Annotated in this window: 18 protein-coding genes and 1 pseudogene; 13 read left to right on the plus strand and 6 right to left on the minus strand. The window is 54.2% G+C overall.

What is annotated here, in order from left to right:
• Window positions 1–12: 12 nt before the first annotated feature.
• Together CEE69_RS00985 and CEE69_RS00990 are read right to left on the minus strand one after the other, a co-directional pair.
• The gene (locus tag CEE69_RS00985) at window positions 13–921 is read right to left on the minus strand and encodes a ParB/RepB/Spo0J family partition protein (RefSeq protein ID WP_099258683.1); all 909 of its coding nucleotides are present in this window, start codon (window positions 919–921) and stop codon (window positions 13–15) included.
• A 2-nt stretch (window positions 922–923) separates the two neighbouring features.
• Entirely contained in the window at window positions 924–1733 is an 810-nt protein-coding gene (locus CEE69_RS00990; protein ID WP_158230936.1) for a ParA family protein, read from the minus strand.
• Between the two features lie 183 nt (window positions 1734–1916).
• Between CEE69_RS00990 and CEE69_RS00995 the strand changes: the two genes are divergently transcribed.
• Both CEE69_RS00995 and CEE69_RS01010 read left to right on the plus strand, forming a co-directional pair.
• Window positions 1917–3179 (plus strand): hypothetical protein, encoded by a 1263-nt coding sequence (locus CEE69_RS00995; protein WP_143549119.1) that lies wholly within the window; start codon window positions 1917–1919, stop codon window positions 3177–3179.
• A gap of 2149 nt (window positions 3180–5328) precedes the next feature.
• Window positions 5329–5907, plus strand: coding sequence for a hypothetical protein (locus CEE69_RS01010; protein WP_158230937.1), 579 nt, complete (start codon window positions 5329–5331; stop codon window positions 5905–5907).
• Between the two features lie 563 nt (window positions 5908–6470).
• Here the strand turns inward: CEE69_RS01010 and CEE69_RS01015 are convergent.
• Entirely contained in the window at window positions 6471–7700 is a 1230-nt protein-coding gene (locus tag CEE69_RS01015; protein WP_099258689.1) for an ISL3 family transposase, read from the minus strand.
• Window positions 7701–7792: 92 nt separating this feature from the next.
• Between CEE69_RS01015 and CEE69_RS01020 the strand changes: the two genes are divergently transcribed.
• From CEE69_RS01020 to CEE69_RS33030, 3 genes are all read left to right on the plus strand, one after another.
• Window positions 7793–8026 carry a zinc ribbon domain-containing protein gene (locus CEE69_RS01020; RefSeq protein ID WP_158230938.1) on the plus strand — a complete coding sequence of 78 codons (234 nt, stop codon included), beginning with the start codon at window positions 7793–7795 and terminating at the stop codon, window positions 8024–8026.
• 9 nt (window positions 8027–8035) lie between these two features.
• On the plus strand, window positions 8036–8416 hold the full coding sequence (locus CEE69_RS01025) for a hypothetical protein (RefSeq protein WP_143549121.1): 381 nt from the start codon (window positions 8036–8038) through the stop codon (window positions 8414–8416).
• A 429-nt stretch (window positions 8417–8845) separates the two neighbouring features.
• Window positions 8846–9076 carry a hypothetical protein gene (locus tag CEE69_RS33030; RefSeq protein ID WP_143549122.1) on the plus strand — a complete coding sequence of 77 codons (231 nt, stop codon included), beginning with the start codon at window positions 8846–8848 and terminating at the stop codon, window positions 9074–9076.
• A gap of 653 nt (window positions 9077–9729) precedes the next feature.
• Here the strand turns inward: CEE69_RS33030 and CEE69_RS01040 are convergent.
• The gene (locus CEE69_RS01040; RefSeq protein ID WP_099258693.1) at window positions 9730–10851 is read right to left on the minus strand and encodes a DUF4185 domain-containing protein; all 1122 of its coding nucleotides are present in this window, start codon (window positions 10849–10851) and stop codon (window positions 9730–9732) included.
• 228 nt (window positions 10852–11079) lie between these two features.
• Here CEE69_RS01040 and CEE69_RS01045 point away from each other — a divergent pair, with 228 nt between their 5' ends.
• From CEE69_RS01045 to CEE69_RS01080, 8 genes are all read left to right on the plus strand, one after another.
• The gene (locus CEE69_RS01045) at window positions 11080–12108 is read left to right on the plus strand and encodes a hypothetical protein (RefSeq protein ID WP_143549123.1); all 1029 of its coding nucleotides are present in this window, start codon (window positions 11080–11082) and stop codon (window positions 12106–12108) included.
• A 117-nt stretch (window positions 12109–12225) separates the two neighbouring features.
• The gene (locus CEE69_RS01050; protein WP_158230939.1) at window positions 12226–12864 is read left to right on the plus strand and encodes a c-type cytochrome; all 639 of its coding nucleotides are present in this window, start codon (window positions 12226–12228) and stop codon (window positions 12862–12864) included.
• 263 nt (window positions 12865–13127) lie between these two features.
• The gene (locus tag CEE69_RS01055) at window positions 13128–13796 is read left to right on the plus strand and encodes a GntR family transcriptional regulator (RefSeq protein WP_099258696.1); all 669 of its coding nucleotides are present in this window, start codon (window positions 13128–13130) and stop codon (window positions 13794–13796) included.
• 51 nt (window positions 13797–13847) lie between these two features.
• Entirely contained in the window at window positions 13848–14771 is a 924-nt protein-coding gene (locus tag CEE69_RS01060; RefSeq protein WP_099258697.1) for a dihydrodipicolinate synthase family protein, read from the plus strand.
• Window positions 14772–14874: 103 nt separating this feature from the next.
• Window positions 14875–16284 carry a sodium:solute symporter family transporter gene (locus CEE69_RS01065; protein WP_233214544.1) on the plus strand — a complete coding sequence of 470 codons (1410 nt, stop codon included), beginning with the start codon at window positions 14875–14877 and terminating at the stop codon, window positions 16282–16284.
• Window positions 16285–16357: 73 nt separating this feature from the next.
• Window positions 16358–17872, plus strand: coding sequence for a sulfatase family protein (locus CEE69_RS01070; protein WP_233214473.1), 1515 nt, complete (start codon window positions 16358–16360; stop codon window positions 17870–17872).
• A gap of 68 nt (window positions 17873–17940) precedes the next feature.
• Complete coding sequence (locus CEE69_RS01075; RefSeq protein ID WP_099259191.1) at window positions 17941–20949, plus strand: exo-alpha-sialidase; 3009 nt, start codon at window positions 17941–17943, stop codon at window positions 20947–20949.
• A gap of 60 nt (window positions 20950–21009) precedes the next feature.
• A complete protein-coding gene (locus CEE69_RS01080; protein WP_233214474.1) occupies window positions 21010–22479 on the plus strand; it encodes a sulfatase in 1470 nt (489 codons plus the stop codon).
• Window positions 22480–22659: 180 nt separating this feature from the next.
• Here CEE69_RS01080 and CEE69_RS01085 read toward each other — a convergent pair whose 3' ends face one another.
• Together CEE69_RS01085 and CEE69_RS01090 are read right to left on the minus strand one after the other, a co-directional pair.
• Entirely contained in the window at window positions 22660–24432 is a 1773-nt protein-coding gene (locus CEE69_RS01085) for a DUF1549 and DUF1553 domain-containing protein (RefSeq protein ID WP_233214475.1), read from the minus strand.
• A pseudogene (locus CEE69_RS01090) lies at window positions 24432–25813 on the minus strand (DUF1501 domain-containing protein). The gene CEE69_RS01085 and the pseudogene CEE69_RS01090 overlap by 1 nt, the downstream one beginning before the upstream one ends.
• Window positions 25814–25822: the final 9 nt, after the last annotated feature.

Genomic DNA, 25822 nt, shown 5'->3' on the forward strand with positions numbered 1-25822 from the left:
AGGTGAATTGCGTTAGAACAACTTAATGTTGTTGCGGATTCGATGGCGGACATCATCGAGTGCTTGGTTCAGTCCCAATTCGACCTCGTGATAGTTCATCTTGGTCGTAGCTGTCACGGTCACTTTGACGCCATTCTCCGCAGCAAAAACGAGATGGATGCCGCTGCGAGCTTTGGACACCTTTTTTCCTCGGCGGATCTTGACCTGACGAACCGCTTTGGCGTGCGGCAGTTCGCCTGAAGCGGCCTTCGCTGCCAATTCAGATATGGAGCGATCGTTGTCGAGCTTACTTAATTCGTACGCGGACGACTTGGACAGAATTCCGCTTTCTACCTGAGACTGAAGTTCCTCGGGCAGATCGAGCAACGCAAGTGCGCGGCTGACGCGGGACGTAGAAAGATGTAGCGATTCGGCGACCTGCTTCCCGTTCCAATCGTTTAGGGTCATGAGTGACTGGTACGCTCGGGCTTCTTCGATCGGTTTCAAGTCGCGTCTGTAAAGGTTTTCAACCAATTGTTGTTCACGGATTTCCGGCTCGGAAATTTCTCCTTCGACGAAAAAGCAATTGACGTTCGGCAGTCCTGCAGCTTTCGTCGCACGCCATCGACGCTCACCTGAAATGACGATCCACTTTTCATTTGCTTCGTTCCATCGGACCCGAATCGGATGCAGTTGTCCGTGGGACCGGATGCTCGCGGCAAGCTTGGCAATATCTCTTTCATCAAACTCAGTTCGTGGCTGCTCGGGATCTGGAATCACTCGATCAACCTCGATTTTGCCGAATGTTCGCAGCGGCACGCGGCCAACATCTTTTGCCGAAGAAACCGGAGCGAGTTGCGTACGCCGCTCCGCCGGCCGAAGCCCCATTGATTCGTTAACGTTCAGTTTGACTTCTTCAAGTGCGTTTCGTGTGCTTCCCATAACTATGCCACCTTGCGTGTTGATTCATTCGTACCAATTCGGTCGAGAATCTCACGCGCCAAGCAATTAGTCAATTTTGCGGCCTTTGATTTGGAATCGTGGAACTGAACCGGGCATCGTCTGGTGAGAGCGACTTTGAACGCCGATGCTTCCGGAATCACAGTCTCCATGACAGTTTCCCCATACATGTCGCGGAGTTTTTGCTCGTACATTCGATGAACTAATAGGCGGCAGTCTGAGCGAGTGACCAGATGTTTCAAGTCTTGGAGGTTCGGATTGAGTGACCGGACTTGCTCCACGCACTGATGCACAGCACGCAGACCTTGCGTTCCAAAGTCTTCCGGAGGAACCGGAATGAGAACCTGATCCGCAGCGACCATTGCAGTCCAACTGCATCGATACAGGTTCGGTGGGCAGTCAATCAGAACTATGTCGAAGCCAGATTGTTCGGCAACGAACTCGCGGATTGCGTACTGCAACATCCCAGTCTTCTCTGGCTCCGGTGCATTGAACGGAGCAAGCAATTGATTCGCTGGGCACAGCGTGATCCCCTCGAACTGGGTTGGACGCAGAATCTGGTCACGTTTAGCGAAGAACCTTGCTTCGTCGAACAACATCGCCAACGTCTGATCTGATTCCAAACTCTCAACGATTGACGAGCCGAGAAAGCCTTGGCTCAATGAACCTTGCGGGTCCATGTCGAGCAGCAAGACGTTCGCCCCCTGAGCCGCAAACGCTCCGGCTAAATGGAAACAAGTCGAGCTTTTGCCGCAGCCACCCTTCTGGTTGATTAAACAAAACGTTGTTGGCATGTTCCTCCAATAAGATTGCAACTTGCAATCTTGGGCAAGTGACTGAGATCGCTGGTCGAATGGTCGCAAAGCAGTGGGCTGGTCGTCAAGCAATTTCGTCATCGACCGAAACACGCAGACGCAATGGTTTGTTTTGTCACACTCCCCGGCTTCATGCTACGAAGCGGATGGGAGTTGGATTGCATGGCGAAACCAAAACGAAATGTGGCGAAAAGCCAGACAGGAATCGGTCAACTGAGTTTGGTGGAACACTCCCTGTGTCCGCTCGACCGCCAAGCGTCGCTTTCTGAAAACCTCGTTCATCAAGTCGAATACCGATACAGCGATGCAAATCGAAAACGACAAACGGCACGTGCAAGAATATTTTGCCCGCTCGGATTGTCGGCAAGTGATGAACTCTACCTATGGGGTTTGCTGGCCCTGACGCTCTCGCTACAAGACGATCGCAGTGATTTGGTAGCAACACCCCACTGGTGCCTCCGACAGCTTGGTGTCGTCGACACGCGTTCGGCCCGTGGTGGCGAGCAATACCGGCTTTTCCGCGACGCGATCCGACGGCTATCTGTCACGAGCTACCTTTGCGATGCGTTCTACGACCCGATCAAGGCTGAACATCGAGAAGTTAGCTTTCATTTCTTCAGCTACGACCTTCCGAGCGGTTCGTCCCATCGAGCTTGGCGATTCAACTGGGATCGAACTTTTTACGATCTGGCGAAGCATGGAGCAAGTCAACTTCGGTTCGACTTGGAACTGTATCGCAGCCTTGATCCAGCGTCGCGGCGGTTGTTCTTATTCGTTTCAAAGATTTTTCATCGGAGAAGTTCGCTTCCGTCCTTCGATCTTCGATACGTTGCAGTCGAGCTGATGGGTTTCTCGCCGACTGTCACGCTCCGTGACCTTCGCATAAAAGTCATTCGGTGTCTGAAGAAGTTGGATGCGTGCAACGTTGTCAGGGATGCAGAAATCTCACGAGTGTCGAAAGGCAAATATCTCCTTTCGGCAAATCGCGGCGTCTATTTTGACCAAAGAGCGGAGGACAAAGCATCAATGAAGAAGTTGCAGCCAATTATCGAGACACTCATCGGCCTGGGATTCGAGACCGGTGCGGCCTATTCGCTTTCGAGAAAGTACCCTGCTCGTTTGCTAGAGGAATGGGCGGACATCACCCAAGCCGCGTCGGAACGGTTTGGGAGACCGTTCTTCAAGAAGTCGCCAATGGCGTTTTTCGTTGACTCTGTCAGCAAGGCGTCGAAAGGTCAGCGGACGGCTCCCGATTGGTGGCACGAAGTCAGACGCGAGGAGCAGAATCAGGCTGAGCTATCAAACAACAGTCAGAAGTTATTCGCCGACCTTCGTGCCGAACTATTCGGCGATTCTCCGGCCAAGCAGTCTCAGCAGGACGTTTCGGTCGAAACAGCCGCAGACATTCTCAAGAGTTTTAACTAGCTCAACTCCACACCCAAGCAGCAGATATCTCAATAAGCAATCCTTTGATTAGAACAGTAGATCTTTGTACAAGTACTTTGGAGAATCGTTTCAGCCGGCGATGATTCCGGCATTTCCTCAATCATGTCAGGCAAGTAGCGAAAGCAGCGTCGACCGACTGAACAAGATTCTGCGACGCCAACTACACGTCGGCGCCACGAAAACGCGATGCAGACTACACGCAGTCTTGCTCCGCCGTTGCGACGCGAACTACACGTTAGGCAACGAGCTATCCACAGGTGTCGAACCCAAATTGCAAGTTGCAATCGTCACAGAGCTACGACTGAAAGTCGCTTTCCGAGCAACGCTGACTTCGGCTTTTGGTAGGCCTGATTCGCTGGACGCGAACGCTTGTAGATCGAAACACTCGCCTCCGACCACGTTTCGGCTTCACCAAGCCGAAAATTTGCAATCGTCTCTGGGTACGGTATTGAAATTCCATTGGTTGGAAATCGGATTTCCACCATTGCTGTAAAGGACGTCAAACGCATTGCTGCGAGTGACCCGCAATTTCGGTTCGCGAGTGGTGATACGCATGACAAACATCAGTAGGCAATCGCACCCGGTAAACTTGAATTCACCATTCAGGCTAAGGGAACAGAGTTAACCTCCTGTTACGCGGTTGGCCCGTAGAGCTGGATGCATCGAGAGGTGCTTGTCCAGTTCGACGGAGGCTTCGTCGAGTAATCCGGTTTTGTCCGCTGGCTTCGTATGCCAGTGATTTCAATTCCGAGTAATCCGACGATTCGATCCGATGCAAATCGGTCCCGCGAGGACACTGCCAGCGTCAATTGACGCTGGTGGAGAGATGCCTTGGGCGGGGGCGATGCGGAAGAACCTTGAGGCGTTCTCGTAGAACGCATTGAGGCCGCTATTTTTCAAAACAGGTGAGGTACTTTCTGATGAAGAGATTCATGAGAAGAGAGGTGCGTAATCCTGTGCAGGGGATTCGAGGTCATCGACCTCGCTCAACCTGCCCGGCGTGGGGAGTTTCGAGTCTGGCGACAGACCGAACCGCAGGCGACTTACTGCGGCGATCGTTGGCAAATCCAACGACGGCGAATAGCTCAACTACGAAAGGCCCGCGAGGGCTTGCCGGTAAACTTTGCGGAAGACGCTGCCGAGCAGCGAACGACTTTGGTTGGTGGGTAAGAGGGGGCTTCTACGTTCGCCCCTCAGAAATGATTGCAACTTGCAATCGAAACTATGCCGGTTCTGGCGAACTGGACATACAGCCAAATTCCCTCCCGGTCACACGGGATAGCGACGTGATCCGCAAGGTGAAGAGAATAGCTAACGCAGGAAGCTCTATGGCAGCCGGACGGTTACCGGTGCTTGGCAGTGGTTCGCTGAGTGATTCAAACGCCGTAGAGTGGGAGTGTGGTCTGATTAGAAGTCGAGAAGCCAGTCGGCGGGAGCTTTCTGTGCGACTTGAGCGATGGCTGTGCAAGGCAGTGCAGTCTCGTTGGCGTGATCGGGTGGTGCCGAGAACTTTGCCACGACGAAAGGACTGACGGGCAGCTTATGCGATTGGTGTTTGGCACTCGTACGGGAGCAGTCGCAATTGCGATTTGCTTCTGTGCGATGCCGGCACTTCGCTGAAATCTGCTGATGAATTTGTGTTGTCGACTGAAACGATTTCAGCCGGCTTTTCTTGGAAGGACGCAAGCGGTCACACAAGATCTGTGCGGGAGCACTGGTGTTTTGTGGCGATGACTTTACGGCAGTACCGGGAGTGCGTCTGCATTCCAGTGGTTCTGTCGGAAGGTTGTTTGTGTGAAGGGTTGTATGCATTGGCGTGGCACAATACATGAATGTAGTGCTGCGGCGGCGTTCGATTCTGCAACGGTGTTTCTGCTCTCTGTGCTTCGACCTGACTGGTTTCTGCGCAGAACAGACGCCTGAGCATGCATGCGAGTGTTTTTTGAATGAAACGGCTTCTGGAACCTGTGCCGACAAACAAACAGGTTCCAATTTTTGGCTTGCAAGCAATTTGGAGCAGGGACGCTCAATGAAGTATCGAGCAGTAACGACATCAGTGGAAGGATTCGTGCAGCAGATAGCGTGTTGCTATTTGCGCCACGGCTATTGGTTTCACGTGCAAGGAAAAGTGCCAGCCGGTAAGTCGCCTGAAGCCATCGACGAAAAGCTCATCAGCAAATACGGAATCGCAGTCAGTGAATCCACTCGCGCCCGCCGAAAGAAGGCAGGACGGTCAAACTTACAGTACATCCGTCATGAATCCAATTTCGTGATTCTCGCAACCAAAGGCGAGCATCGATTCTTTGAAGATGAAGCCAATCTCATTCGCGACATTCGCCGCGTTCCGATTCACTACGCCGGTTACTCCATCAGCTACAAACCCGGTGGACGAAAGAAAGACGGCAGCAACGACGATAGGTGGCACTCTCACGTCGCGTTAACGCGAAGCGTCTATCTGAACTTACGAGCAGCGTTTACTGAGCGGGCGAAACAGGATTCTGCGGACAACTTAGCTCGCGCAATTTACGAACTACCATTTGCTCCCTACGCTCCGATTCGCCGCCAACTGCTTATCTTGCTTCGAGACGTCAATCGAGTTCGCAAATTGGCTGGTCGCAAGCAATTGCCGACTGAAATACTGCCACTAAGGCGACGAGTAGTCAGACCTTTCGACTCGCAGGCCTGGCAATTTGAGTCTTCTCCGTGATACCGCCCGTACTCTTCATGGCAGTCGCATTCTGGCTGCTTTCCGTATTCGTAACCTACCCAGCCGAAGCGTCAGCATTCTTAGCTGCCGCGGTTCTCTCAAAATTTCTGAGGTAAATTGGGGCGGCGTTTCATAACAATCGGCAAGTGCTAGGAGTGTCGGCTCCTGTTAGTTGGCATGATACTGCGATTCTCGAGTCCGCATGTTAGAACCCAATTGCAGGCCGTAACTGCACGCATCAATTTTGCAGATATAGACAGAGAAGCCTTCTTCAAATCCAATTCTCAGGAGCGTTCAAGTCGAACACGTGACCATGTTTGCGACTTCGTTGCCAGCGTGAGAATAAGAGCGTTATCGAGCGATCATTAGACTTAGAAGCTCACTGGTCATTCGTCTGCCAAGAAGGATCAACCGTAGACCAGTTGGGATACCAAATGCAACGTTTCGTCAGTTTCCAAAATGCTTCGGTCGTGAAGGTGGCTGCATCCGCCCGGCGTATCTCGCAGTTTATAATCGGCGATGACGTCTGGTTGCGGACACCCTTTAAAAAGGTCCATCTGGGTTTAGTGTGGGTAAAGATCTAGTCCACCGCAGTAAAAGTAGATCGCGGTCTTGAAGTTCTCGCGATTGCGATAGCCGCCGACACGTCGCTTGATCGACATGATCTTGCTGTTCATTCCTTCGGCCACTGCGTTGGTGATGAAGTGCGTGCAGTAGCTCACGACGTTTGCTAAACGATCGCGGATTGTCTTGGCGACCTTCTTCAGTGGCGAAAGCTTGGTGTGGATCACTCGCTTGTACCAGTCTTTGAAGTAGACGGTGGCTGAAGTCGCATCGGCATGGTGCCACAGGTCGCGAAGCATCTCCTTGTAGGCCCAAGCCTTGCCGGTCTCCAATTCCTGCGTATAGACCGCATCAAATCGCTCTCGCTGTTGTTCGCTCAGGTTCTCTTGGCCGCTTAACCACAGGTAGCGAGTGCGTGTCAATCGTTTGTCACCTACAGCGCTCAGTTTGCGATGCTCACCGCGTCGGACTTTGTCGACTGCTTCGGTAGCAAGCTTCATCACATGGAAGCGGTCATGGACGATCTTGGTTTCGGCAAGTGGAATGTTCTCTTTGGCTGACTTCACGTAGGCAGCACTCATGTCCATCGCAATCGCTTCGATACCGTCGCGTTGAGCCTGGGAAAGTTGCGAAAAACAAGCGTTCCCTGCATCGGTGTCATTCCCATCCGAAATCGCTTCGACGGTGCTTCGATCCAGATCGTAGATGAGCGTGATGTAGTTCTGGCCTTTGCGAAAGGCTTTTTCATCAATGCCAATTCGAGGCATGACTGCATCTGTCTTCCGGGCTTTACCACGTGCCACCGCCTTCTTGAGAATGTGCCACGTTTCATCCCAACTCGTTCGAAGGATTCCAGCGGCACCTTGAACAGTCTGTGTCGCCAGCAAGACGTCGATGGAGAAACGTTCGAAGAACAATGTGAACCGACTGTTCTTCTCGGCCCAAGGGAGCTGGACTTGCTTCACACCGTGCTCAGGGCATTTCACACGTGGTGGCTTGGCGTGGAGAACCGTCCGATACTGCATCGTGTCCAGATGCCGCCAGCGTCGCTCAGAAACGTGGTCATAGCAAGCAAGTTGACGGTCGCACTCAGGGCAGCAAAACTTCGCGCCATCGGCGTGCTCAACATGAATGTCAACTTGGCCCGCTTCGGTATCAAGAGTTACATTGGCGACGATCCAAGGTGGTGTCAGGCCAAGGATCTGCTGGTAAAACTCGGTCTCGTGCATCTAGGCTCTCCTTTGTGGAGAATTTTAACCGACCCACAAAGTTCCCGGATGGACCCAAGAAAGCGGGGCATCCGGACACTGGGCGAGTCGCCGTGACTCCGGACAAGTACCATGCACTGATCCGTGGTCACTGTCCGGCGTACATCTCGGAAGAACAGTATGAACGCAACCAGCAGCGAATTCGCGAGAATCAGTTCGGTGGGAAGTCCAAAGGCGCCCCGCGTGACGGCGAAAGCCTGTTAGCTGGCATCGTTTACTGTGGCAAGTGCGGCCGCCGCATGGCAGTCGCCTACTCAGGCGACCGTCCAGTGATGCGATACTTTTGAACAACCGGCTTGATTGATTTCAGATCCGCTACCTGCCAAAGCTTGTCCGGCAAACAGCTCGATGCGATTGTTGCCGATAAGGTGTTAAAGGCACTTGAGCCAGCATCGTTAGAAGTCAGCGTTCTTGCCGCTGCGGATCTTGAACAGGCACAGCAATGTATGGACGACAATTGGCGGCAGCGACTGGAGCGTACACGGTTCGCCGTGGATCGCGCGCGCCGACAGTACGATGCAGTTGAACCCGAGAATCGACTCGTCGCGAGGGAACTTGAACGGCAATGGAATAAAGCACTCCAAGACGCCGAAGCACTTGAACAAGAGTATGCACGCTTTCGACAAACGAACGTAACCGAACTCTCGGACGATCAACGCGCGATGATTCAGTCGTAAGCGAACAGCGTGCCTACACTTTGGCAATTGCCGTCTACCACTAACTCTGATCGGCAACGCATTATCCGACTTCTAATTGAACGGGTCGATGTTGTTGTCGAAGGAACGACCGAACAAGTCGATGTCGCACTGAATTGGTCTGGAGGGTTTTCCAGTCACCACGGATTAATACGTCCGGTTCGTCGGTATGAACAGACGGCCGATTACGAGCGGCTAAAAAGTCGAATTGTCGAACTCGTAACAGCTGGAAGATCGTATGCGGAGATCGCACGCATTCTCAACGAGGACGGGTTTCATCCCACAAAGCAGACTAACCGTTTCAACAAGTCAATCGTCGGAAGGCTTGCGAAAAAGTTCCGGGGAGAAACTGAAGCAACCAGGAAACGCGCTCCGATAGAGCTCGGGCAACATGAATGGACCGTTGGAGATTTGTCTTCGGAGTTGCAGATTCCGCGAACCACCCTTCACTCGTGGAAGCAACGAGGGTGGCTGCATGTTGCTCGCCAGTTGCCTGGCTACCGGGGGCAACTAATCTACTGGGCAGACAATCGTGAGTTGAGCCGTCTCAGGCAATCGCGGGCGACCAAGTGGAACTACGGTGATCCACCGCTGCCCGCCGAACTGACGACGCCGCAGATCGAAAACCGCAAGAAGTCGTAGAGGAATGGCATCCAACAACGGCGCGGGCAAAGTCGTCGTTTAGCGTTACGCAAGGACTCAGTATGAATGACACTTCTCCAAGGGACGGTTCGTTGTCATCATCGTGCTCCGCACCTCGTGACGACGCATGATGATCTCGAAGAGATATTCACCGCTGCGCTTTGGCAACTGCTCATTACTACGGCGCGAAGACGGAACTGGTCGAGCCGGGTACCGAATCGGGAGTGATTGAACTCGCGCCGGGCGCATCCGTCGCAGGAAAAGTCGCCTACCTGGGTAGACCAGTGCCGAACATGAGTATTGCGGTTGTCCAAGTTGACCGAACAGCCGGCATTAGGGCGTTCGTGGCCGCAGTTGGCGACGTTACTGATGAGGACGGGTCGTTTGAGTTCAACTATCTGCCGCCAGACCAGGAATGCTGCATCTACTCGGTCGTTGGAGAGGCCCGTACCGGATCGATGTCACCGAATTGCGGGACTTGCTTCGGTTCGTTGTCTCGCTGAGAACCGATAACGGTGTCTCGGCGAATTACTGAACCACCTATCGGTACACGTACAGTCACACACGCATGGTCCGGCCGAGTTCCCCAAAATTACCGCGGGGCAACTTCGACGATCAAAGCAGAAAACAACGAGGACGGCGCTCAAGTCGACTTACCGAAGCGAGAGGTGTCCCTTGACGAAGCTTACGCTGTCGTATTCCGGCCAACCGGACCACGCCATCCAAAAGCCTTGACCATTATCGCTGAAAAATTTTGCAGGGATGAAGTAGCTAAATTTGACTAGGTCATCCTTGAAGTTGTCGCGGTAATGCAACGTCGTCCATGGTCCCCATGGCGTCGGAGAATCAAAAATACCTAGGCTCGCAACCCCGGACTCTTTTGCCAACGGTGTATCCCGGTTGTCATCAGCGCAAAAATGCGGCTTCGTCATGAGGTAGCGTTTAAGTTCTGCATTGTAGCAAACGCCGATGTGCCAGTAATAGCCGTTGGGATCATGGAATACCGCTGCGCGGTCGTGCATCGACTCGGACCAGATCGGCATATTTCCTTCAGCGGACAGCCCCTTAAACCACCGGTATTCATCAGGTTCGAACAAGTGTTCGCCCTGCACGCGCCCGAGATACAAATCGTTCTGCCGATTGAATCCGAAGTAAACGTAGACATAGTCATCGAGCGAGTCCTCGTTGCCGGGCCCGAATTGGCAGATACCGCGCACACGGAATCCGGCGGGTGCCTTTGGAAAGGCTTTTCCTTTGCCGTACGTCCAGCTTAGTCCTCCGTCGCGCGACAGTGCGGTTGCCGTGTCATCGTTGTCGTTGATGCTGTCGCCGCGTGTCCAAAACATGCGCAAATCATTGCCCAGAGCGATCAGTGCTTCGGGTTTTCCAAATCCGCTCCCCGGCCCGTCGCCCCAGAGATCGGTGCCGTTCAACGTCGGCGGTGTCCCGGAAATGCGAGTCACGCCGATGCTGCGTTTGTTGTCTTTTCCTTCGCCGTTCCATCCCCAACCGTCGCCCCAGGCGGCAACCAAATCGCCGTCGGCAGTCCATGTCATCGGCCATTGATCACTGCCCTTGCCGAACACTCGCTCGGAAGACCAATCAAACGTAACCGAATCAATCACCGGGCTTGGAGGATATGGAGCCATGGTAGAATCGCCCGGTGCGGAGGGATTCTTGCCCGCCGAGTTCGGGTCGGCGGCATCCTGTGCCCCGATCGGTGTAAGGGCGGTGACCATGCAAATGGTTGTGATGAAATAGAAGTTCTTTGACATTCCTGATCTCGAGTCCGACTGAGCAAAACGACTATTTGTGGGGCATCTGGCGGAACTGTGCGCGTCGTGTATTTGATTTAGATGATGGCGGGTGGATGTAAAAGTGTGGACATGTAATCTTCCAAGGGAGGTTTCTGAATTCTTCCGAGGAGAACGAACATGTGCATAAGCCTACTGTATCACGCTCTGCCGTAAGTGGCTACCAGCAAACGATAATTGAGTTTTCCGTTGGCCAAGTCAAGTTTCATATCACTCGGAGAAGCTCCCGGTGGCTTGACTGACGCTCGACGCGCCTCGTTGCCCGTCGACTACAACCACAGTGTGCTGGTGACGGTTTGGAACGAAAACTCGATAGAACGCTTCGACGTTGAGCCGAAAGGTGGCAGCATCACTTCATCTGGTCGAAAATTGTTTCTTACCGGTGGCAAGGACTTTCGGCCCGTCGCGATTGATTGTGATAGTCGTGGAAATATTTTCGTCACCGATTGGATGCTGGTTGACTACCCAAATCATGGACGGGGACGCATATGGCGAATCAGTACCAAACCGGATGCAGCGTCCACAGATCCGCAATCGTACTTTTCGGAGCCGATTGCAAGTGAGGATGTCACAGAGTTTCAGCTCGTCGAAAATGGCGATTCCGCGAAGTTGACCGAGGCTCTGGAAAGCGACTTCCCGTTCCTTCAGCACGCTGCTCAAATGCTGCTTGCGAAGGACGATTTGCGATCAGAACGCGACTCACTTATGCGACACAAATCCGCCAAAGTACGTCTCGGTGCTCTGCTGGCCAGCAAACGAAGCGATCTTCAATCACCAGATTCCTTGATCCGGCGTTTTCTCGCTGACAAAGACTCTGAAGTACGGCGAGCCGCGTTGATGTGGGCCGGAGAATCGATGCTCACCGAACTGCGTGATGACTTGGATGGTGCAATCAATCAAGGAGACGTCGATGCTACACTCTTTGAAACTTACCTCGCCGCCGTCGAAAATCTCAATGGTGATTTTTCCGAGAACGTTCGCCTGCAAACTGCGAGACGAGCCAACACACTTAGGCGACAACTGCCCGCAGGTTTGATCGCGAGCGTCGCTGAGGATTCGGCGTTCCCAAATGAAGTGCGCGTGCTCGCGATTGACAGACTTACCGATGCGGAAGTTGCCGGCGGTTCTGATTGGCTGAGTCCATTGCTGAGCGAAGGAGCTGACGCACTCTCGATTGCCGTCGCAAGACGCTTCGCGAGCATGAACGCAGATCGCTAGAGGTCACTGCGTGAACCACTCAGCCAACTTGCACTGGATGACTCGCGATCGGCGATTGCACGCAGCGAAGCTGTTTTCGCGCTCTGCAATTTTCGCCCCGCTGATCCATGGCGATTCGTGCCGCTGTTGACCAACGACGACCAAGATTTGGCTATTGAAACCTCACGCACGTTTCGGGCATGGTTGGATGTGGGAGTGGCCCGAGACTGCGTTGAGACCATTAAAAACTTGGATCTCACCGACGCAGTTAGTGACCGCCTTGCACCAGCATTGAACCGTGGCGTTTCACGTCCAGCGAATAGGGAAGAATCGCTCGCTGTACTCAGTGACGGCGGTGATGCCCAGCGGGGTCGCCGCGTGTTTGACACCAACCGTGTGGGTTGCAAGAAATGTCACACGGTTGGAAGTCGTGGAGGAACACTGGGTCCGGACCTTGGGCAGATTTCCAAATCCAAGAGCCGAGAACAGATCATTGACGCGATTTTGAATCCGTCTGCCGACTTCGCTCCACAGTATCAAGCGTGGATGGTTGTTACGGTCGATGGCAAAGTCCACCGAGGTCTGCAACTCGACCATAAGTCGGGCGGCAAGATCAACCTAACTCTCGAAACGGGCGAGACACGTACGTTCGCTGCCGATGAAATCGAAGACTACGTCGCCTCGCCAAACTCACTAATGCCCAATGGCTTGGCAGACACAATGACCGTCGCTGAATTTAGAGACCTGATCATGTATCTCGCCTCCGTCGACCGCTAGAAGAACATTACGGACGTCCACTCGCCGGATTCTTTGATTGATCCATGATGGGTTTGACCGGCATTTCGGACGACTTGGCTCAGGCAAAGCGATTTGAGACTGAGGTCCACTCGCCGCCCGCTCGCTTACACCAACGCGATGTCAGCAGGAACGAGAAGGCAGTTCGTGTCACTGAAGAGAGGAAGACGTAAAAACTCTCGACAACCGAATTGCGGCTGATCAAGGCACTTGCAAGTCTATAGATTTTGGGTACATTCCATTGAATGAATCGAAATCAGTCTGACATCGCATACGAATTCCTTCGCAGCAAATTGATTAGTCGAGAACTCTCGGCGGGATCTCGAGTCCGTTACGGACCGCTGGGAGATCAAATCGGAATGAGCGCCACTCCGGTGCGAGAAGCGATCGGCAGATTGGCCAGTGAGGGACTGGTTGATTTAGTTCCGCAGGCGGGCGCCGTCGTCAAGCGGTTATCGCGCAGCGATGCGGTTGAAGTGTTTGAAATGCGTGAAGCGATCGAGCCCTATGCTGCAGCGAAGGCGGCACAACTGATTGGACTGCATCAACTGAAGGTGCTGCAGGGAACGCTCGATCAAATTTTGCAGTTGCTGGAGCGCTCAAAGGCGAAGACGCTCAATGACAAGCACGCTCGCCAATTCGACGAGGCGGACCTTGAGTTTCATTTGACGATCCTTCGTTCCACTGAAAACCGCCGAATGTTGAAAGTCGTCAGCGATTATCACGTGCTGACGGAGATTATCGGCGTGGATAGACATTCTTACTCTCGCGATGTCGTCGCTTTGACTGTGGATGATCACGCAGCGATTCTGGATGGACTTAGACGACGGGACGGTGACGCGGCGCGCGAAGCCATGTTGACCCATATTCGCAATAGCCGCCAGCTGACATTAACCGGAATGGGCAAGGGCTAAGTCCATTTCTAGCCCGCCAACTTCGCAACTCGAAATGAAAAAATACACGAAATGATTCACGGAATTATCCCCCCTCTGGTAACACCGCTTGCCGATCGAGATCGACTGGATGTGTCGGGCGTCGAGCGTTTGCTGGGACAGCAACTCAGCGCTGGCGTCGACGGCGTGTTCATTCTGGGCACAACCGGCGAAGGGCCAAGCCTAAGTGATGATGTGCAACACGCCATGATTGATGAAACCAGCACCGTCGTCGATCAACAAGTCCCAATCTACGTCGGAATCACGGATACGTCACTTGTTCGAGCGATCAAGCTGGCCGAGTTCGCCGCTGATCAGGGTGCGGAAGCCGTCGTGGCGGCTCCGCCGTTCTACTTTCCCGCCGGTCAAACGGAACTGCAGAACTGGTTTCGCGAATTGGCGGATTCTTTGCCGTTGCCCCTGTTGCTCTACAACATGCCAAGCTGTGTGAAGATTTCAATTGAGGTCGATACGCTACGGGCATTGATCGAACACGAGAACATCGTTGGGCTGAAAGACAGTTCTGGCGACCTCAAATACTTCGCCCAAGCAGTCGAAGTTGCTGCCACCCGAGAGAGCTGGCCGGTGTTGATGGGGCCTGAAGCAAAGTTGGTTGAAGCGATGCGTCTCGGGGCTGCAGGCGGAGTGACAGGCGGTGCGAATCTCTTTCCGAAACTGTTTACTGATTTGTTTGCGGCCATCACAAACGGTGAACAGGCCGAAGTCGATCGGCTGCAGCAAATTGTCGTTGAACTGCAGGATTTGTACATGTTCGGCAAATATGGTTCGTCGTACTTAAAAGGCCTCAAGTGCGCGATGGAGTTGTCCGGTATCTGCAGTGGGCAACTCGCGGCTCCGTTCGATGCCTTTAAGGAACCCCAGCGCGAACAGGTACATCAGTGGTTGACGGAGTTTTCCAAGCGGACATTGCTGGACGAAACGATGACTCAGGGATAGCCAAATGTCGACGCTAGACTACGCCATTATTGTTGTCTACCTCGCCGGCACGCTGGGGCTTGGGTTTTGGTGCATGCGCCGCAGCCGAAATTCCGACTCGTTCATGGTCGCCAGAGGGCGGCTGGGAGGTTGGGTCGTCGGATTGTCCATTTTTGGTACCTACGTTAGCAGCATCAGCTTCCTTGCGATTCCCGGCAAAGCCTTGGTGGGTAATTGGAACTCGTTTGTGTTTTCGCTGTCTCTTCCGTTCATCGCATGGTTTGGAGCGAAACTGTTCGTGCCATTCTATCGCCGGCACGGGCATGTTTCGGCGTATGAACACATGGAGCAACGATTTGGTACGTGGGCACGGCTGTACATGTCAACGTGTTTTATGTTGCTTCAGGTCGCGCGGGTTGGCTCAGTGATGTATCTCATCGCCGTCGTGATGCAACAGCTTCTAATGTGGGACATGGTTACAATCATCATTGTGACAGGAGTCGTGACCACAGCTTACACCTGCATCGGCGGACTCGAAGGCGTCGTGTTGACCGACGCCTTGCAGTCGGCGGTCTTGATTGCCGGTGCGGTTCTGTGTGCCATCTGGATTCCGTTCTGTATGCCGGAAGGCCCCAAGCAACTAATTGAAATTGCAATGGCGGACGACAAGTTCAGTCTGGGAAGCTACTCGCTGGATGCGACAGAATCAACGGTGTGGGTGGTGATGCTGTATGCGCTCACGATCAATCTGCAGAATGTTGCCATCAATCAAAGTTACACGCAACGCTACCTTTCGGCTCAGTCTGTGTCCGAGGCGAAGAAGTCGGTTTGGTTCGGAAGCCTGCTTTATGTTCCGGTAAGTGCGTGCTTCTTTTTCATCGGCACAGCTTTGTATGCCTATTACACCGCGCAGCCAGAATTGCTTCCGGAGGATCTCGCGGCGGAATGGCAGGCCGGAAAAGGGGACTCAGTATTCCCTTTCTTCATCATGTCTGCGTTGCCGACAGGTGTCCGTGGAGTGATGCTGGCAGCGATTTTGGCGGCTGCCATGAGCACTGTTAGTTCCAGTTTGAACAGTTCCGCAGCTCTGACACTGACAGATTTTTATCAACGGCTGGTCGACCGAGAACCAACGGAGTCGCGCGCCATGAAGGTATTGTACGGCGGCACGATCATCTGGGGAGTCGCCGGAACTGCGTTAGCTCTCGCAATGATTCGCGTCAAAAGCGTACTGGATGTTTGGTGGGAAATGTCAGGAGTACTCAGCGGTGGCATGCTGGGGCTGTTCCTGTTGGGATTCCTTAGCCGGCGCATCTCGAACCAAGCAGCGCTGTTTGGCGTGATCGTGGGTGTGCCCGTTATCGGCTGGTTGACGTTCTCGAGTGGAGCGACGTCGGTTCCTGAAATCCTGCAGAATCCGCTACACCCTTTCCTTACCGTCTTTCTCGGAACGGTTGCGATCACTCTGACCGGATTTGTCGCGACGATGCTGTTCGTCAATCACAAACAGAAAGGGCAGGCAAATGAACAATAGTCGCTGCGACTGGATTCCAACTCTTCATTGGATTTCAACTCTTCATTGCATTCCAATGAACGGGTATCCGCTGGTGTTATTGCTCCTGCTGAGCTTCACCTTTGGACAATGCGTTTGCGCGGATGAAGCGACACCTGTTTCACCGGCTGAGCCGGTTCGCGGGACGACATCTGCACGTCCCAACATTGTGATCGTCTACACCGACGATCAGGCGGCGTGGGCCGTTGGAACGGCGGTTCAGCGTGGCTGGTTTGATGATGTGGCGAAGGCGGCGACGCCGAATATTGATCGTCTCGCCAGCGAAGGTGCGATCTTCCGAAATTTCTTTTGCACGACGCCGGTTTGCAGTCCCGCTCGCGCTGCATTCATGACCGGGCGATATGCCAGCGAGTTCGGCATCACGGACTTTATCCCACAGCCGGGGCACAAGTTATATGACGAGGACAATCAGGTCGCTCTCGACCCCGACAAGAGCATAACATTCGCGGAAGTACTACAGCAAAACGGCTACCAAACCGGATTGGTAGGCAAGTGGCACTTGGGTGATTGGACGGCCAAGGGTAGCGAACGATTGCATCCGACTCATCACGGATTCGATTACTTTATGGGGCTGACCGGAGGCGGGACGACACCCAGCAATCCGGAGCTCGAAGAAGAAGGTAAAGTTCGTAAGTTTACAGGACTGACGATCGACATTCTGGCTGACCGAGCGTTGAAGTTCATCGAGCGATCGAGGGACAAGCCGTTCCTGCTGTGCCTGAACACTCGGGCGCCACACGGAGCTTGGCTGCCTGTCGCCCCGGAGGATTGGCAGCCCTACGACGGACTTGACGCGAAGATCCCCAATCCCGATTACCCGGATTTGAACATCACGAAGATGAAAAAACAGATGCGTGAGTATCTGGCCAGTACGGGTGGTGTTGATCGCAACATCGGTCGGGTGCTCGGACTGCTCGATGAACTGCAGCTTGTTGAAAACACGGTTGTGATCTTCACGTCTGACCACGGCTACAACATGGGGCACAATGGGTTTTGGCACAAAGGCAACGGCATCTGGGCAACTCGTCAGCCGCCGAGGGAATCACATCGTGGAACACGAGCGATCTCGGCAAAATATCGACCGAATCTTGACGACCACTCTTTGCGAGTTCCAATGATCATTCGTTGGCCGGGCGTGGTCAAAGCAGGCACGGAAATCGAATCCACGGCGACGTCGCTCGATTTCTTTCCGACTGTATTAAACATGACGAGGCTTGCGCTGCCCGAGAATCTGCGTCTTCGCGGCCGCACTTTACTGCCGTTGCTGAAGGGAAAGGCGCCGCCAGACTGGGATCAGAATCTGTACGCTGAATACCACATGACTAACTACGCGCACGCCGACCTACGTTGTTATCGAACTCCACAGTTCAAACTGGTCGTTGATTCTCGCAACGCGGGCCGAAACGAGTTCTTTGATTTGAAGGCTGATCCCGGCGAAACTCGTAACCTGATCGCAGACCACAGTCCGGAAATTCAATCAGCAATCAAGAAACTGACTCAACGGCTCGAATCGACGCGATCCGAAATAGAAAATGCACACGTGCGGTGACCGGAATGTCGTCGGACGTCTGTCAAAGTTGTGCAACGCCTCACCACCTCACTCAAGTAAATCCCACCATGTTGAAACATCTCGCACTCCTGTATGCATTGACGTTCGCAATTCTCTTCGGTTCGTTCGACCACGCGATGGCTCAGGATGAATGGAAACTTAAGGAGTTGCGATACAACAATCCGGGTCTAGCCGTCGACTTGGGAGTCGGTCTGTGGGCGTGGCCGATGCCAATGGACTACGACGGAGACGGTGACATGGATCTGCTCGTCTCGTGCCCGGACAAACCATCCAACGGCGTCTACTACTTTGAAAACCCAAGTCAGGATCCGGCAGAAAAGTTCCCCGTGTTTCTGCCGGGAGTGCGTGTTGGCAAGACCAGCCAAAACATGCAAGTCAGCTATGTCGACGGGCAGCCACGCATCTTGCGTATGTGCTGGGAGCACCATCGGGACAAAGCAACAGGAGCGTTCGACTTCGACAATGGGAAACGGTTTTACCCAAACAACAACATCCACGAAAACAAGACCCGCGCGAACATGTGGCGATTCGTGGACTTCGATGGCGACTCAGATCAGGACATCATTGTCGGCGTCGGCGACTGGACGGACTATAGCTGGGACAACGCATACGACAATCACGGTCGATGGCGGAACGGTCCGCTTCACGGCTACATCTATCTGATTCGCAACGAAGGATCCGCGGCCGATCCAAAGTACTCTGAATCTCCCCTCAAGCTCGAAGCTGCTGGTGGTGAAATCGACGTTTACGGTTGGCCGTCACCAAACTTTGCCGATTTCGATAGTGACGGTGACCTCGATCTTCTGTGCGGCGAGTTTCTGGATGGATTCACGTATTTTGAAAACGTGGGCACTCGCGCCGAACCGGTTTACGCCGCCGGCAGTCGATTGAACGACGAATCGGGACAACCGCTTGTGATGGACCTGCAGATGATCACTCCGACGGCGTTTGACTGGGACGGCGATGGCGATATGGACCTAATCGTTGGCGATGAGGACGGACGCGTCGCATTGGTGGAAAACACGGGACGCCTGCGAAATCGTGAACCGATTTTTCACGCCCCGCAATACTTTCAACAGCAGGCCGACACGCTGAAGTTCGGTGCATTGGCGACGCCGTACGCTTACGACTGGGACGATGACGGCGACGAAGACATTTTATGCGGCAACACGGCGGGATACATTGGGCTTTTCGAGAACCTTGGCGCGGGTCAAAACGGTTTGCCAAAATGGTCGGCGCCGATCCTGTTGAATGTTCACGACAGTGCCGGCGACGAGGGCGCGAAACCGTTTCGGATTCTTGCCGGACCAAACGGTTCCATTCAGGGGCCAGCGGAAGCGAAGTGGGGATACACGACGCTTTCGGTCGCCGACTGGGATGGCGATCAAGATCCCGACATCATTTACAACTCGATCCTCTCGCGTGTCGGCATCCTTCGCAACGACAACGGGAGACTGACAGATACACCCCTGCAGAGCGGGCAGACAGAAGCGCCACCGCAGTGGTATTGGTGGCAGACACGGGCAAGCGATACTTTATCGCAGTGGCGGACGACTCCGGTTGCCGTCGATTTTGACGCCGACAACAAGCTTGATCTGGTGATGCTCGATCAGGAAGGCTTCTTGACGTTGCGACGATCGGCGGGTGCGGCAGAGCGGATCTTTGTCGACGAAAACAACCAACCGCTGCGAATGAACGCGAAGTCGTGCGGAGGATCAGGACGTATCAAGCTGGATGTCGTCGACTGGGACGGCGACGGCCGACTTGACCTGCTGGTCAATTCTGAGAACGCGACGTGGTATCGCAACTGTGAAGACCGCGATGGCCAAATCGTACTCAAGAAGATCGGCAACCTTGCCAAACGCAACGTGGCCGGGCACACATCCAGTCCCGCCGCGTGTGACTTCGACAAAGATGGCAAACCTGACCTGTTGGTCGGCGCGGAAAATGGCCGATTGTACTTCGCAGCTCATGACGACTGTATTTCCTTTCCAGCGGAAAGACTGTCGGCGGCACCGGCAAAGGAAACCGCCGCGCCGAAGTTTCCGGGATTCGTCAGCGAAGAGTTCATTTACACCAAGAGCAGTTTTCCCCAATGCCACGCATCAACGATTTGTCAGACAGATCGTGGGCTCGTGGCCGCGTGGTTTGGCGGTACGAAGGAGGGCAATAAGGATGTCGGAATCTGGAGTAGCTATCACGATGGCAACCGCTGGTCGAATCCCGTCCAATGGGCGGACGGCGTTCAGCACGAGGGGCTTCGGCATCCATGTTGGAATCCCGTGCTTTATCAAACGCCCGGCGACGGACCCACGTTGCTGTTCTTCAAGGTCGGCCCCAATCCTCGTGACTGGTGGGGCGAGTTCATGGTCAGCTATGACGATGGCCGCACGTTTCGCGATCGCGGCCGCCTGCCAGAAGGCATCGATGGGCCAGTTCGCAGCAAGCCGATTCTTCTTGGCGACGGCACGCTGCTGTGTCCGTCGTCCACGGAGCACGATCACGATTGGAGAATGCATTTCGAGATCCTCGTTGATTTCGATCATCCTGAACTGGGTGCGTCGTGGAAACGGTTCGAGCCGAAAGAGCAGCCGTTCCAAGTCATTCAGCCAACCCTGCTGACGACTGCCACGGGTGAGATCCAAGCACTGCTGCGTTCAAAGCATTCCAAGATCTTTCAGGCTTTATCCAGAGATCAAGGTCACACGTGGACCACGCTCGCTGACACTGGTCTTCCCAATCCCAACAGCGGCATCGAAGCACTGACACTGGCTGACGGTCGGCATCTGCTGCTGTACAACCCTGCGGGCGGCGAGCGAAAAGATGGCTGGGGGTCGCGACAGGTGCTGGATCTCGTCATCAGCGACGACGGACACAATTGGAATAAAGTCGCGACGGTGGAACGAGTCGACAAAGGGGAACTGTCGTATCCCGCCATGATTCAAACGCGAGATGGGAAGGTTCACTTGACCTACACTTGGAAACGGCAACGCGTTCGACACATGGTCGTCGATCCGGCTCGTCTGAAGACTGGCGAAAAGGTTAACGATCAGTAAGCCCGTACGCCGAAGTTCGATCGCCTTGCTCCCATGTTGCGGATAGATAGGACACAAGAAATGCGCGCTACCATCAAGATAACCATAACGTTGTGCCTCCTTTGGGCAGATTGCGCAGTTGCCAATCAAAACGTATTGTTCATCATTGCTGACGACTTGAATTGTGCGATTGGCCCTTACGGTGATGTAAATGCCAAGACCCCGAACCTTGATCGACTCGCCTCGCGCGGAATGACTTTCCAGCGGGCGTATTGCCAACAGGCGGTCTGCAATCCGTCGCGTTCATCCTTTCTGACCGGACTACGTCCGAGTACGGTTGGCGTCGATGACTTGCGAAAATACTTTCGCGACACGGCAGCCGGTGGCAGCACACTGGTGACATTACCGCAACACTTCAAGAACCACGGATACTTCTGCCAGAATATCGGCAAGCTGTTCCACAACATGGGCGACACTCAGGATCGCCGTTCGTGGTCGATTGACGAGGTCTTGCACAAGGGGACCCACGCAGACGACACTGTTTTTGCAAACGGTCCCGACCGAGGAACGAAGCGGCCCTATAAAGCGCCCGTGACCGAGGCTCATGATCTGCCTGATACGGTCTATCGCGACGGTCAAATCGCCAACTTGGCGGCGGCGATGTTGCGAGACCATCCCGCGGACAGCCAGCCATTTTTTCTGGCCGTTGGATTTTGGCGTCCGCATCTTCCCTTTGTTGCGCCGAAGAAGTACTGGGATCTTTATGACCAGCAAGCCATCACACTTCCCAACCCGGCGGAACCACCGACGAATGTTCCGTCGATCGCGATGCATTCATCGCGCGAAATCAAAGGTTATGGTCTGACCCCCGAAGACCGACCGTTCAACGAAGACGAAATTCGGCACTATCGTCACGGCTACTACGCTGCGATCAGTTTCCTTGATGCTCAAGTTGGCGAAGTGCTCGACGCGCTGGATCAAAGCGGTCACGCCGACGACACCATCGTGGTGTTCACGTCCGACCACGGTTTTCATATCGGCGAAAAGACACTGTGGGGCAAAACGTCCAACTTTGAGCTCGACGCCCGTGTCCCACTGATCATCGCCTCGCCCCGTCATTCGCAAACGCATGGGCAATCGACGAAGGCGCTTACCGAACTGATCGATCTGTACCCGACGCTTGGCGAATTGGCAGGCATCCGGGACGATCTTCCCGGTCGCCTTGAAGGCGTCAGTCAAGTGACCGTGTTGAGTGCACCGGCGTCATCGGTGAAAGCTTTCGCGCTGACTCAGCACGAACAGCCGTTCTATGGATCGGTCAAGAATCGTAAGGCCATCGGCTATTCGCTACGGACCGACCGCTGGCGTTACACCGAGTGGCGATCTTTGAAGGACAGTTCCGTGATCGATCGCGAGTTGTACGATCACGCAAATGATCCACTTGAAACCGCCAACATCGCCGGAGAACAGTCCGATACTGTTGCTGTTCTTACCAATCAGATTGCAGAAGTAATTGGCATTGCCCGGCAGAAGTCTGGCGACAAGAAGTGAGTTTGAAAGTACGCTGACACAGAGGTTCTTTCTGAGCCTAATCGACGGTTACAAATTCGTTGCAGTTGATCAGCGATAGGCAAAGATGATCGAGTTATTCGCTGTTGTCGGTGCCAGAGGCCGCGAAAAATTCTTGCACGTCCTTCAATTCGGCCTGCGATGGTGGACGACCAAGCGCCCTTAGAAATGCGGCTGCGTCGACTCCTGCGATTCAGCGATCGATTCGGCCATCGCCTTCGACATGCTTAACGTAAAGGCTGAATTCAACAGGTGCAGCGACTGGGGAGCCGTGGTCGAACTGCCGCGTGCCGAGCAACTTGTGTTGGCGCTTGGGCGATCAAAAACTTCAAAGATCGGATATCGCAGGTTTCGGCGAGCGAACACGTAAATGCTTCGGCGCGTGTGTTCGGATTTGTCTTTGGTCACGTTCCACTGATTTTTTAACAGCGTGGACACGAGTTCCTTCGGAAGGGGAGGTAGCACGCCGGGGCCACCTGATTTGAGATTGATTTTTCCCGACACCCGTAGGATCGCATCGCGGATCGCTTCGCCTTCCAGACGCCATCGCGGGAATCGTGAAAGCGACGTGGCATCGGGGTCATCTTTGATTGCTTTTTCCCAGTTCGTTCGTTCCGTCGGCGTTGCGTGTTCCAGCAGCCGGCTGCGCTGGCGGTACGTTGACGACATCACGATCAGACGATGCAGCGGTTTCAGTTTCCAATGGTTCTCGACAAAAGTCGCGGCAAGCCAATCGAGAAGTTCCGGGTGACTGGGCTCGTCACTCATCACGCCGAAGTCGCTGGGAGTTCCGACGAGTCCGCTGCCAAAGTGATGTTGCCAAACACGATTGACCATGACTCGGGCGGTCAGCGGGTTGTCGCGCGAAGTCAGCCAGTTGGCCAGAGCCGTTCGCAGGCCCGCTGACTTCTTCGACGGATTGGGTGCGTACGAATTCAGCTTGGTCGCAACCACACGAATTACTCCGGGGGTGACTTCCGGTCCCGGACTGCGAAAGTCGCCGCGCAACATTAGGTGACTGGGCTGCTTGAATGGAAACGATTCTTCAAGCGTTGAAAGTGACCGGTTTTTCTCAAGCGGAACCGCGGGCTCGAAGATCGCTCGCATGCGATAGAAATCAGCCTGACTGATCGCGTCATACTTATGATCGTGGCATTGGGCACAACCGACTTGCAAACCCAACAACACTTCGCCGACCGTCGACGTCAGTTCGTTCAGCACGGAGTGGCGACGCTCTTCGATCAGGTTAATGTCGGGCATGTCGGGGCCGCACAAACAAAACCGCGTTGCCGTCCGGGCCGAATCGTCGTCGGGGTACAGTTCATCACCAGCGATCTGTTGACAAATAAAGTCATCGTACGGCATGTCGTCATTAAGTGACTGGATGACCCAGTCGCGATACTTCCACGCTTCCTTGCGAAGCTTGTCATGCTCGAAGCCGTCAGTTTCGGCAAACCGCGCCAAATCCAGCCAATGCTGCGCCCAGCGTTCACCGTATCGAGGCGAATCCAGCAAACGGTCAACCAGTTTTTCGTAGGCGTTCGGGCGAGTGTCAGAAAGGAACGCGTCGACCTCCGTCGGCGTGGGCGGAAGTCCGATCAAATCGAAACTCAATCGCCGAATCAACGTGCGTCGTGATGCGGATGACTGTGGCATCAGCCCGTGAGCACTCAATTCATGCTCGACGAAATGATCGATGTCGTTCTGGCACCACTTGGTCGACGCCTTGGGCACTTCCGGTTTTCTAATTGGAAAAAACGACCAATGATCGCGATCGTATTCGTCGATCGGCGTTTCGATGTAACCCTTGGCGTGGTCGTCGGCGATCAACGCAGGGGCGAATGCGAACCAACCAACGACACACAGCGAAACAGCAAGTGCCATACGACAGTCGTACCATTTCAACGTTTGCAAGCGAATGAATGTGGCGTTCATCAGGCAATGATTCCTTCGACGACTTCCGCTTCATCGGGCCCGGTCAGACGTTTATCCAGCCCGTTGTGAAAGTAGGTCAGATCGTAGTGATCGATTCCCATTAAATGCAAAAGCGTTGCGTGGAAGTCCGTAACGGAAACCTTGTCGTCGACGGCGCGCAGGCCAATTTCGTCGGTTGCACCATAGGCTCGACCGCCGCGAATCCCGGCCCCGGCCAGCCACATGGGTTATGGTCGCGTCCTTTACCCTGTTCGCTCATCGGCATGCGTCCGAACTCGCCACCCCAAATCACCAGAGTGTCTTCCATCAACCCGCGCTGTTTCAAATCCTGCAGTAGCCCCGCGACCGGCTTGTCGGTACGGCGACAGTATTCTGTGTGGTTTTTGTCGACGTTGGAATGAGCGTCCCAGCCGTTTGTATCGCCCGAATACAGTTGGACAAATCGCACACCGTTTTCGATCATTCGCCGTGCCAGCAAACATCGTTCGCCAAAGTCACGGGTTTCTTTTTGGTCGATGCCATACATCCGTCGCGTCGCCTCGGTCTCCTGCTGGATATCCACAAGCGCCGGAGCCTCCGACTGCATCCGAAACGCAAGCTCGTAGGCTTTCACTCGTGCCGTCAATCGATCATCAAAATCACGTGATTCCAAATGGCGACGGTTGAGTGTATCGATCAGCCCAAGATCACGGCGTTGTTGCGCAGACGTGACGCCGGGTTGCGGCTGAAGATCCAGAATTGGCGATGCCCCGGGTCGCATCGTCACACCTTGATACGATGCGGGAAGATAACCGTTGCCCCAAGCAGGCGGCCCACCCTTCAAGCCGCCGCCGGGATCGGGCAGAACGACAAAGGCTGGCATGTTTTGGTTCTCGGTCCCCATTCCATAAGCAACCCAACTGCCCACACTCGGGTTGCCCATCAGAATGCTACCGGTGTTCATCTGATACACCGACTGCGGATGATTCACGCTGTCGCCGTGCATCGAGCGAACGACGCAAATGTCGTCGGCATGCTCGGCAATGTGTGGCAGAAAATCGCTGACCGGAAGTCCCGATTGACCTCGAGGTCGAAACTTTCGCACTGGCGCTAGCAACGGATTTTTCTTGACGTTACGACGCGTCATCACGTTGCCAAAACTCTCCGGCAACGGCTGGCCACTAAATTTTGTCAACGCTGGCTTCGGATCGAAAAGATCAACGTGACTCGGACCACCATGCATGAACAGCCAAATCACACGTTTGGCTCGAGGAACCGTGTGCGTTGGTGGTTGGGCAACCACCGCTTCACCATGCTCCAACGACGCATATGCGAGCATGCCCATCCCACCACCGGCACGGGCAAGAAACTTTCGGCGAGATTGCTGGTTCGACAAATTCATAAACGTTGT

Origin of the sequence: Rhodopirellula bahusiensis (genome assembly GCF_002727185.1) — a bacterium.
GTDB classification, from domain to species: Bacteria; Planctomycetota; Planctomycetia; order Pirellulales; family Pirellulaceae; genus Rhodopirellula; species Rhodopirellula bahusiensis.

Bases quoted from the DNA above. Each gene is read 5' to 3' on its own strand.
- CEE69_RS00985 (WP_099258683.1), bottom strand. From the start codon at position 921: ATGGGAAGCACACGAAACGCACTTGAAGAAGTCAAACTGAACGTTAAC.
- CEE69_RS00990 (WP_158230936.1), bottom strand. From the start codon at position 1,733: ATGCCAACAACGTTTTGTTTAATCAACCAGAAGGGTGGCTGCGGCAAA.
- CEE69_RS00995 (WP_143549119.1), top strand. From the start codon at position 1,917: ATGGCGAAACCAAAACGAAATGTGGCGAAAAGCCAGACAGGAATCGGT.
- CEE69_RS01015 (WP_099258689.1), bottom strand. From the start codon at position 7,700: ATGCACGAGACCGAGTTTTACCAGCAGATCCTTGGCCTGACACCACCT.
- CEE69_RS01040 (WP_099258693.1), bottom strand. From the start codon at position 10,851: ATGTCAAAGAACTTCTATTTCATCACAACCATTTGCATGGTCACCGCC.
- CEE69_RS01055 (WP_099258696.1), top strand. From the start codon at position 13,128: ATGAATCGAAATCAGTCTGACATCGCATACGAATTCCTTCGCAGCAAA.
- CEE69_RS01060 (WP_099258697.1), top strand. From the start codon at position 13,848: ATGATTCACGGAATTATCCCCCCTCTGGTAACACCGCTTGCCGATCGA.
- CEE69_RS01065 (WP_233214544.1), top strand. From the start codon at position 14,875: ATGGTCGCCAGAGGGCGGCTGGGAGGTTGGGTCGTCGGATTGTCCATT.
- CEE69_RS01075 (WP_099259191.1), top strand. From the start codon at position 17,941: ATGTTGAAACATCTCGCACTCCTGTATGCATTGACGTTCGCAATTCTC.
- CEE69_RS01080 (WP_233214474.1), top strand. From the start codon at position 21,010: ATGCGCGCTACCATCAAGATAACCATAACGTTGTGCCTCCTTTGGGCA.
- CEE69_RS01085 (WP_233214475.1), bottom strand. From the start codon at position 24,432: ATGAACGCCACATTCATTCGCTTGCAAACGTTGAAATGGTACGACTGT.